The 11,646-nt window shown below is 71.9% G+C and carries 2 protein-coding genes; both read left to right on the top strand.

The annotated features are described in order from the left end of the window. Nucleotides 1–8: 8 nt before the first annotated feature. Nucleotides 9–311 (top strand): hypothetical protein, encoded by a 303-nt coding sequence (locus ACN28F_RS10115; protein WP_289207776.1) that lies wholly within the window; start codon nt 9–11, stop codon nt 309–311. 256 nt (nt 312–567) lie between these two features. After that, nucleotides 568–11,640 (top strand): LamG-like jellyroll fold domain-containing protein, encoded by an 11,073-nt coding sequence (locus ACN28F_RS10110; RefSeq protein WP_421357543.1) that lies wholly within the window; start codon nt 568–570, stop codon nt 11,638–11,640. Nucleotides 11,641–11,646 lie beyond the last annotated feature (6 nt).

The following is an 11,646-nucleotide window of genomic DNA, read 5'->3' as shown; positions in this document are numbered from 1 at the left end:
GAAGGACGATGGATGTCTATCAAATGGACCTGTCGGCCGAGGTCCGGGAGTTGCTGGACGCGACGGCGGCCGAGATGGTCGAGCTGTTCGACATCTCCCGTGCCGAAGCCGTCGCCCGGATCAACGAGCAGTGGCACGGGCAGGACTTCTCCGGTGACGACGAGATCGTCCTGCACGAGGACCGGCGCTACTGGGCGATGATCATCTACTTCGGCGAGGTACCGGACTGGAGCGACGACGCGGACCGGTCCAGCTGGGTCGCCCGGCCGGTGCCGGCCCGCGACTCCGGGCACTGGACCGTCCCGGGGTGATCACGCCGGGCCGGCCGGCTGCTGGCGCGCGCTCAGCGCTTCCCTGGTATTCCCCAACGGCTTCCTCAGATTTCCCTCATTACTCGGCGGCTCCGAGCCGGCACGATCTGTTCCTGGTCCTAACTGGGCGAACGGCGTACCGCAGCGAGAAAGGCCGCCACCGATGGGAACGAGCCAAGAGCCACACCGCCGTCGTCGAACAGGGACCACCCGGACGTTCGCCAGGTGGCGGCGGTGCGCCGGTGGGGTCGCGGTGGTGGCCGCGGCGCTGGTGGGGTTGTCGTCGTCGGTGCCGCCGGGGGCGGTGCCCGCCGACGGCGAGTTCCCGGTGGGGTGGCTGACGTCGTGGATCACCGATCGGCCGGGCTGGTTGCCATGGGGCGGCCCGGCGACGGCTGAGCTCCCGGTGTCGCCGGTCGGCGACGGTGCCGGCCCCGGCGGGTACACCTCGGCGGCGGCGACCCGGGCCGCCGGTGGGGCGGGTGCGCCGCAGCGGCTGGTCGACGGGCTGCCCGGGTACGCCGGCCAGCCGGCGGTGGACGGGTCGGTGACGCCGGTGACGGCGGCCCGCCACGATCCGGCGACGAGCCGCCGCGACGATCGGTCGTCGCGGTCGACCATGACGGTGTACGACAACGCCGACGGTTCGACGACGGCGCAGCTGAGCACCGGTCAGGTCAACTACCGGGCGGCGGACGGGTCGTGGCGGCCGATCGATCCGACCCTGGTGCGTCGGGGCGACCGGTGGGGGGTCACCGACAACCCGATGGGGGTGTCGCTGGGGGCGACATCCGGCGCTGGGGCGGCATCCGGCGGGGCAGCGGCATCCGACACGGCGGCGGGGGAGCCGCTGGTCGAGTTGCCGCTGCCCGGCGGCGGCGGGTTCGGGTGGAGCCTGGCCGACGCGGCGGCGGTGACCCCGGAGGTCGACGGCGCGACGGCGACGTACCGGCAGGTGCTGCCCGGCACGGACCTGGAGCTGGTGGCCCGGCCGGACGGGGTGAAGGAGACGCTGATCCTGGCGTCGCCGCAGGCCGCATCGGAGTGGGTGTTCCCGCTGACCCTGCGGGGCGTGACGGCCCACATCTCCTCGGCCGGGTCGGTCGAGCTGGTCGACGACGCGGGCACCGTCGTGGCGTCGATCCCGCCGGCGTACATGGAAGACTCGTCGGTAGACGCGAAGACCGGGCTGCCGGCGCGGTCGGCGGCCGTCACGATGGAGCTGACCGAGGTCGACGGCGGGCCGGCACTGAAGCTGATCGCCGACCGGTCGTGGCTGACCGACCCGGCGCGGGTCTTCCCGGTACGGGTGGATCCGACGGTGACCACCGGCCCCGACGGGGACGTGTTCGTCGACTCCGACCCGGGCACCGGCGCGACCGTGCAGAACGGCAACCACCTGCAGGTGGGCTACAACGGGGGAGTCGGCTCCCGGACGTTCCTCAACTTCGACATCTCGTCCGCGTTGACCCCCGCCAAGCCGATCATCGCCTCGGCGTACCTGCGGTTGTTCCTGAACCACCGGGTGCGCTGCGACGTCAAGGACCTGCAGGTCGGCCTGGTCGATCAGGAGTGGACGGTCGGTGAGCTGGCGACCGCCGGCCTGCCCGGGCCGGACATCGAACCGGGCTCGGTGCGGTACCGCTACTACACCGACAACGGGCAGGCGTGCGCCAACCCGTCGGCGGGCCCGACGAGTGGCCAGTGGGTGCAGGTCGACGTCCGTGAGCTGATCTCGGGGTGGGCGCTCGGGCAGCGCAACCTCGGTCTGGCGCTGATCGACGACGAGCAGGTCCTGGCCTCCGGCGCGCGGTTCACCTCGGCGAACTACGGCAACGGGGCGTACGCGCCCCGGCTGGAGCTGACCATGACGGCCAACCTGCCGCCGCAGGTGAGCCGGCGCTCCCCGGTGCACGGCGCGGTCGTGTCGACGCTGACCCCCCGGTTGTACGTGCGTGGCCACGACCCGGACAACTCCGGGCCGGTGAGCTACAAGCTCTGGCTGCACGACGACGCCGGCACGGTCCTGCGCGTCCTCGAGGGCACCGGCTCCTACTACGACGTCCCTGCCGGGCTGCTGCGGTCGAACAAGCAGTACTCGTGGGTGGTGCAGCCGTTCGACGGTGCCGTTTACGGCGCCCGGTATCCGAGGTACACGTTCTACACCCGGGTGCCGCAGCCGGCGTTGGGGTCCCGGCTGGCGCAGAACCCGGGGGTGGGCTATCACCCGGAGATCGGCAACTACACGACCACGGCGACCGACGCACAGGTGGCCGGGGTGGGCCCGGAGCTGGCGATCACCCGGTCGTACAACACGTTGGACACCCGGCGGTCGGGGGCGTTCGGGCAGGGCTGGTCGAGCCTGCTCGACGCCCAGGTGACCGGGCGGACCAGCACGTCCGGTGCGCTGCAGAGCGTCGTGGTGACGTACCCGGACGGTTCGGAGGCCGCGTTCGGCCCCACCTCGGACGGAACGTTCGTGCCGCCGCCAGGGCGGTACGAGGTGCTGACCGAGACGAGGTCCGGTACGACGGTCACCGGGTACCGGCTGACCGTCAAACACGGCCAGACGTACGTGTTCGGCCGGTCCGCCGGCGGCGGGGTCTTCCGGCTCACGGCGGTGACCGACGCCAACGGCCGGACCCTGACGGCGACGTACAACGGCAGCGGACTGATCTCGAAGCTGACCAACGCCTCCGGTCGGTCGCTGACGCTGACCTGGGCGGGCACCGCCAGCCCGTCGGTCGGGTCGCACGTCACCAAGGTGACGACGGACGCGCCGACCGCCGGCGGTAGCGGCTACGTGTGGCAGTACACCTACGGCAGCCACGACCGCCTGACGAAGGCGTGTACGCCGACGTCGGCGTGTACCACGTACGGCTGGGGCAACGACGCCAACCAGGGGGCGAACGCGGTGCGCAACCACGCACCGTCGTCGTACTGGCGGCTGAACGAACCCGGCGGATCCACCTGGGCCGCCAGTGACGTGCTCGAACGCGGCGGCACCGACGTGGCGTTCTACGAGAACACGACGCCGGGCGCGACACCGACGGTGTGGCCGGGCTCGACGTCGACGTCGACCGCGTTCGACGGCACGTCGTCGCGGGTGCGGTTGCCCAGCGGGCTGGTCAACGACAGTGCGTACCAGTCGGTCAGCATGTGGTTCCGCACCGGCGCGACGTCGCGGGCCGGAGTGCTGTTCTCGTACCAGCACGATCCGATCTCGGACGGTACGACGTCGCGCAACTACACGCCGTCGATCTACGTCGGGACGAGTGGGAAGCTGCACGCGAAGTTCTACGACGGCTTCGCCGGCACCACGATGCAGTCGTCCGGTCGGGTCGACGACGGCCAGTGGCATCACGTGGTGCTGGCCGGGGCGGGCGCCAGCCAGGCCCTGTACCTGGACGGCATCCGGCAGGCGTCCCGCGACGGCCTGATCGAGATGTTCGACATCGGCGGGTCGGCGTACGAGTACGTGGGTGCCGGGTTCGTCGGTGGGAACTGGCCCGACCAGCCGCATCAGGGCTCCGCCAACAACACCGGGCACGCGAACTTCTTCACCGGCCAGATCGCCGACGTGGCGTTCTTCGACCGGACGTTGACCGACGCCGACGTCACCGAGATCAACGGTACGGCGCGCGCGCAGAGCTGGCAGCTGTCCACGGTGACCAGCGCCGAAGGGCGGACCCTGGCGTCGCTGTCGACGGACCCGGTCACCGGCAAGCTGTCGGAGCTGACCGACGGCAACGGCGGGACCTGGACGATGGGCACGCCCCGGGTGGCCGGCACCAGCGCCCTGTACGCGGCGGCCGTGCTGGGCTCGGCACCCACCGACTACTGGCGGCTGCGCGACGCCGCCGGGGTCGACGCCGTCAACGAGACGTGGCAGGAGACCGCGACGTTCAGCGCGGTGACACTTGGCGCGGCGGGTCCGTTCGCCGACGGCACCGCGGTGTCGTTCGACGGGGCGTCGTCGCTGGCGGCGGTCCCGGGCGGCCGGGTCGCGCCGACCGGCGCGAAGTCGCAGGAGCTGTGGTTCAAGACCACCGCGACCGCCGGGGTGCTGCTGGGCACGCAGGACGCGGCGGTGGGCGGTACGCCGTCGGCGGGCTCGCCGGTGTTGTGGATCGACGCCGACGGTCGGCTGCGCGGCCTGGCCCCGTCGACCGAGCCGACCGGGCCGCTGACGTCAGGGCTCGCCGGCAAATGCGCGGAGCTGGCCACCAACGGCACCAAGGTGCAGGTCGGCACCTGCGCCGCCACGCCCGCCCAGAGCTGGCGGTACGTCGGCGGCAGTGGACAGCTGCGGCGCGGCGACAAGTGCCTCGGCCTGACCGGTCAGGCCACCGGCAACGGCACCCTGGTCCAGGCGCAGACCTGCTCGACCAGCGCCAACCAGAAGTGGACGCCGCACCAGGGCGGCTGGCGCAACACCGGGGCGGGCCGCTGCCTGGAGGTGCCGGGTTCGTCCACCACGGACGGCACCGCGCTGGCCATCCGCAGCTGCGCCACCAGCCAGGCCAACCAGCGGTGGGCGCTGGCGCTGACCTCGCCGGCACCGGTCAACGACGGTGCGTGGCACCACGCCGTACTGACCACGACGAACGCCGCCGACGCCACGACGCAGGTGCTGTACCTCGACGGGGTGCCGGTGCAGTCGAGCACCGGCGCGTTGCCGGCCGCCGGCCCGCAGGGGCAGGGCTACCTGGGCGCGGGGTACACCGGCAACGGCTGGTCGGGGCTGGCCGCCGGGGCGACGGCGTACTACGCGGGGTCGCTGGCGGAGGTGGCGTTCTACGACCGGGCGTTGGGCGCCGACGAGGTGACGTTGCACCACGGGTCGGTCGGGCAGACGGTGCCGCTGGTGGTCACCGCCGCGACCGGCGGCGGTACGGACGCACCCACGCTGTCGGAGACGGCGGCCGGCCAGCTGCCGGCGGACACCCTGCCGCCCGGTGCGACGCAGACCGACGCGGCGGCGCGCGACGCGCTGACCACGACGGTGGCCAACCCGGTGACGATCGTGTCGGTGACCGACCCGGGTGGGCATCAGGTGTCGTACTCCTACGACCTGGTGTCCGGGCGGAAGGTGTCGCAGACCGACGCGCTGGGCCGCACCACGCTGTACGGGTACGACACCGGCGGGTTCACCAGCCTGGAGTACGACCCGAACGGGATCGTGACCCGGTCGGTGCAGGACGAGCGCGGCAACACCATCCAGGAGGTGACCTGCCAGGACCAGGCCGCCGAGAAGTGTTCCAGCAGCTACTCCACCTACACCTTCTACAGCAGCGACCCGACGCACCCCAAGAGCGACCGGCTGACGGCGCTACGCGGGCCGGGCTCGCTCAGCGCGCAGGACGACACCTACCGGACGCAGTACTTCTACGACAACTTCAACGGCAACCTGCGCAGCACGGTGGATCCGCTCGGCCGGCGTACGGAGATCGTCTACACCACCGGCGGGAGCGTTCCGGCCGGGCTGCCCACGCATGTGCTGGACCCGTCGAAGGGCTGGCAGCTGCTCACGTACACCTCGGCCGGTGACCTGGCGACGGTGGTCGACCCGGCGGGCGCGACCACCAGCTACACGTACGACCGGTTGGGCCGGGAACTGACCGAGACGGTGGTGACGCCGTCGTTCCCGCAGGGGCGGACCACCACGTACACGTACGACGCGATGGGGCGGGTGGCGACCCGGACCGATCCGGCGGTGACCGACCGGGTGACCGGCGCGGTGCACACGGCGGTGACGCAGCACTCGTACAGCCCGGACGGGTTCCTGACCGAGCAGCGGGTCAGCGACGCCACCGGTGGGGACGTGGCCCGGGTCAGCGAATGGTCCTACGACGGCCACGGCCGCCGGTCGCAGGCCGTCGACCCGATGGGCGCCACCACCGGCTACCGCTACGACGTCTACGGGCACGTGGTGGAGCAGACCGATCCGGACGGGACGGTCAACGCCTACCAGGTGGACGTCAACGGCGACCTGCTGTCGCGCACGCTGAAGGGCTACACCGGGGACCCGAACGACCCGACTCCTGCCGTGGATCTGGTGGTGGAGTCGAACTCCTACGACCCGGCGGGCCGGCTGGCGTCGACCACCGACGCGATGGGGCACGTCACGGAGTACACGTACACCGACGACGGGCGGCCCGCGACGGTGACCCGCACCGACGGGGACAGTTCGTTCCTGCTGGAGGCCAACAGCTACGACGCGGCCGGGAACCTGGTCGAGCAGCGCACCGACAACGGGCAGACCGTCACGACGTACGCCTACGACGCGGCGGGCCGGCAGACCCGCAGCGTGCTCGACCCCGACGGGCTGCACCGGGTCACCGAGACCACGCTGTCGCCGGGTGACCAGGTGCTGTCCAGCGTCGCCCGGGACGGCTCCGGCGCGACGCTGGCCGTCACCGACCACGCGTACGACATCCTCGGCCGGGAGGTCTCGCAGACCCGGTACCGGGAGACGGACCGGACGACGACGCCGGTGGCCCGCTGGCGGCTGGACGAGACCAGCGGCACGGCGGCCGCCGACTCGGCCGGCAACAGCCCCGGTACGGCCACCGGCGTGAACTGGGAGAACGACGCCCAGCGGGGGCGGGTCGCGGCGTTCACCGGTGCGTCGACGTCGCAGATCACCACGGCCGCGCCGGCGGTGGACACCACCCGGCCGTACACCGTGGCCGCCTGGGTGCGGGTCGACAACGACGGCAAGTCCGGCGCGGTGCTGACCGTGCCCGGTGCCGCGCGGCTGAGTGCGTCCACCGCCCACCGCGACTTCGCCTTCCAGCTCCGGTTCGACCACACCATCGACGGATGGCGGGTGGCCACGAACGAGCAGCAGATCGCCTCGCTCATCCGGTGCGACTGTCCCTTCGGGGAAGGTTCGGTCCAGGAGAACGAGTGGCAGCACCTGGCCGTCGGTGTCGACCCGCAGGCCGACAAGTTCACCGTGTTCCTTGACGGTGACAAGGTCGACGAATTCACCGGCGCCCGCTTCCACAGCGTGGCGATGGGCGGGCTGCGGATCGGCACCGGGCTCGACGGGGCGGTCTCCGACCTGCAGCTGTACCAGGGCGTGTCGGCGGACGCCGGCTGGGCCGACCGGGTGGTCGCCGGCACCGTACCGGCGGCCGACGCCACGGTGTCGCGCACCAGCTACGTGCTCGACGACGGTGGTCTGGCAACGGCGGCGCTGGATCCGCTGGGCAACACCACGAACGTGGCCTACGACGAGGCCGATCGGCCGGCGGTGACGACCGGCCCGCAGGTGCAGGCCGAGACCGGGGAACTCGACGCGGCGGTGGTCACCGCCCGACCGGTGGAGCGGATCGGCTACAACACGTTCGGTGAGGTCACCGCGGAGTCCGACCCGAACGGCAACGTGACCCGGAACGCGTTCGACCGGGCCGGCCGGCCGTACGAGACCCGGCTGCCCGCGTACACCCCGCCGGGCGGGTCGACCCCGGTCGTCCCGGTCTTCACGGCGGCGTACGACAGCCTCGGCCAGGTCGTGTCGCAGACCGACCCGCTGGGCCGGGAGACCGGGTTCACCTACGACCAGCTGGGCCGGGTGGTGACCCAGGTGGCGCCGGACGGTGCCACCACGACCGCCCGCTACGACCTGGCCGGCAACCTGCTCGCCGTGACCGACCCCACCGGGGCGGTGACCGGCAGCAGCTACGACCTGCTGGGGCGGACCACCAGCGTCAGCGAGGCGGTCCGCCAGACCGGGCAGACGCACACCACGACGATGGGCTACGACACCGCCGGTCGGCTGTCGACGGTGACCACGCCGGCCGGGGTGACCACCAGGTACGGCTACACCGCCGCCGGGGAGCTGACCAGCGTCGTCGACGGTGCCGGGCAGACCAGCCGGGTCGACCACGACGCCCTGGGCCGCCCGGTGAAGCAGACGAACCCGGACGGCACGTACACCACCACCACGTACGACCCGCTGTCCCAGCCGAGGGCGACGGCGGCGTACCGGGCGACCGGCGGGGCCGCGCTGACCACGTCGGCCTGGACCTACGACGCCGCCGGCAACACCGTGTCGGCGACGGACGCGCGGGGCAGCACGACCCGGTTGAGCTACGACGCGACCGGGCTGCCGCGCACCCAGTCCGAGCCGGTGGCTGCCGGCACCACCATCGAGTCGTCGTACGGCTACGACCTGGCCGGCAACCCGACCCGGTTCACCGACGGGCGGGGGCAGGCGTTCCGGACGACGTACAACGTGTGGGGGTTGCCACAGTCGCGGATCGAGCCGGCCACGGCGGCGTACCCGAACGCGGCGGACCGCACCTACACCACGGTGTACGACGTGGCCGGTCAGCCGGTCTCGCAGCGCGCCCCGGGCGGGGTGACCCGGACCCTGGTCTACGACGACGCCGGTCGGCTGGAGCGCCAGTCCGGCTCCGGTGCCGAGGCCGCGACCCAGGACCGGACGTACGGCTACGACCCGGCCGGTCGGCTGGTGGAGTTCTCCGGGTCCGGCGGCACCAACCGGGTCGCCTACGACGACCGGGGGCTGCCCTTGTCGGTGACCGGCCCGTCCGGGGACGCGGCGTTCACCTACACGGCGGACGGGTCGATGGCGTCGCGCGACGACCAGGCCGGGTTGACCCAGTACGGCTACGACAGCGCCGGCCGGTTGGCGTCGCTGAGCAACAGCAGCGCCGGCGTGTCGGTCAGCTACGCCTACGACGAGATGTCGGCGGTGTCGTCGATGTCCTACGGCGGCACCAACAACAGGCGGGTGTTCGCCTACGACGATCTGCACCGGCTGACCAGTGACCGGTTGGTGCGGTCCAACGGGCAGGTCCTCGGGACGATCACCTACGGCTGGGACGCCAACGGCAACGAGACCAGCAAGACCGTCACCCGTGGCTCGTCGACGGTCAGCAACACCTACACCTACGACCTGGCCGACCGGCTGACCTCGTGGAACAACGGCAACACCACGGTCGGCTACCGGTACGACGCGGCCGGCAACCGGACCGGGGTCGGCGACGTCGACTACGTCCACGACGCCCGCAACCGGCTCGTCTCCGACAGCACCGGCACCAGCTACACCTACACGGCTCGGGGCACCCGCAAGCAGACCGTCACCGGCGGTACCACCGCGGTCGGGGTCGCCGACGCGTTCGACCAGATCGTCAGCCAGCAGCCGACCGAGGGCGGTAACGCCCGGGAGTACACCTACGACGCGTTGGGCCGGGCGCTGCGCAGCGACTTCCGGTACACCGGGCTCGGCAACGACCTCGCCATGGACGGCGCCGCGAAGTACCTGCGGGATCCGGACGGCGGTGCCGTCGCGGTCCGGGCGGGCAGCACCAGCCGGATGCTCTGGACCGACCTGCACGACGACATCGTCGCCCAGTTCAACACCGCCGGTACGTCGGTGACCGGCCACCGCACCTACTCGCCGCTGGGTGAGGTGACCGCCGCCAGCGGCATGGAGGGCAACCTCGGCTACCAGTCGGAGTGGACCGATCCCCGGTCGGGTCGGGTCAACATGCACGCCCGCTGGTACGACCCGGCCGTCGGCCAGTTCGACAGCCGCGACAGCGTCACCGTCAGCCCGGTGCCCGACTCGATCCGGGCCAACCGCTACCAGTACGGCGACGGCAACTCGCTGACGGTCACCGACCCGACCGGTCACTTCGGCAAGCGGCTGCGCAACGCCTGGAAGAAGATCTCCTCCGGCGTGCAGCAGGCCTGGAACACGGTGAAGGCCGGGGTACAGCAGGCGTGGGAGCGGGTCTCCGAGTGGGCGCAGGCAGCCCGTGAACAGATCGCCGAGAAGTTCAACGACGTCAAGCAGGCACTGTCACAGGCGTACAAGAAGATGGCCGAGGCGATCAAGGGGGCCGTCGACCAGGTCGGCCAGTGGGCCCGGACGGCCAGGGACTGGATCGTCGAGCACAAGGCCGACATCGTCGGCGCGCTGGTCGGGTTCTTCGTCGAGGCCGCCTGCATGGTCGCGATCGGCTGGACCGGGGTCGGAGCGGTCGCCTGCGGGGTGGCTTCCGGCGTGACCGGTGCCCTGGTCACCGGTGCCATGCAGGGCCAGACCGGCGTCGAGCTGCTGCGCACCGCCGTACTGGGTGGGGTCGTCGGTGGATTGGGCGCGGCGCTGCCGATGATGGGCCCGGCAGCGGGCAAGGCGTTGAGCAAGGCCGGGTCCGCCGGGGCGAAGAAGGTCGCCGGCACCAGCGTCGGCAAGGCTGCGGCGTCGGCCGGCAAGGCCGTCGCGTCGGCCGGCAAGGCGGTGGGACGCAAGGTCGACGACCTGTCGCGGGCGGTATCGCGTGGCACCAGCCGGGCCACCCGGGAGGCGGCCGACTACGCCGACGACGCGGCCCGCGCCGGCGGTAGCCGGGTCGACGACCTAGCCGGTGCGGCGAGCAGTTGTGTCCGGCACAGCTTCGCGCCGGACACCCGGGTACGGATGGCCGACGGCACCAGCAAGTCGATCGGCGAGGTCGAGCTCGGCGACGAGGTGTTGGCGACCGACCCGGCCACGGGGCAGAGCTCGGCCCGGTCGGTACGGGTGCTGCACCGCCACGCCGACCGGGAGTTGACCGATGTCACGGTCACCGACACCACGACCGGCGAGAGTACGGTCGTCGAGACGACCGCGCACCACCCGTTCTGGAACGCCGACACCGGGCGGTGGACCGACGCCGCCGACCTGCGCCCCGGTGACCGGCTGCGCAGCCCGGACGGCGAAACCACCCAGCGGGTCACCGCGGTCCGGGTCTGGACCGGCCTGAAATGGATGAACGACCTCACCGTCGCCGGCGTCCACACCTACTACGTGGTGGCGGCCGACCGGCCGGTCCTGGTGCACAACTGCGGCGGCTACACGGACCTCTACCACGGGACGAGCCGGCAGGCGGCGGAGAACATCCGGGCCAACGGCGTGGACACCGGATTCTCGTCACGGTCGAGGATGGACTTCGGCAAGGGTTTCTACACCACCCGTTCGCGGCAGCAGGCGGCCGACTGGGCGGGGAGTCCGCGGTTCGGTGGGGACGGCGTGGTGCTGCACTTCAAGGTGCCGAACGCGAAGCTCGACGCCCTGGCGACGAAGAAGTTCGCCATGGACAGCCCGGATCTGGCCGGCGTCGTGAAGCACTACCGCACCGGTGCCCGGGGCAACCCGCTCGGTAGGTACCAGGTGGTGGAGGGGCCGATGCTGATGAACGTCGACAAGTTCGTCCGGCAGGGACTCCCCGCGCACTGGAAGGGCAACCAGGTCGTCTTCTACGGCAAGGACGCCGGTCGGATACTGACTGCGGCCCTGCAGCCGTAGGAGAGT

The organism is Solwaraspora sp. WMMA2101 (genome assembly GCF_049179175.1).
GTDB lineage: Bacteria > Actinomycetota > Actinomycetes > Mycobacteriales > Micromonosporaceae > Micromonospora_E.
This window is presented reverse-complemented; position numbering and strand designations above follow the sequence as displayed.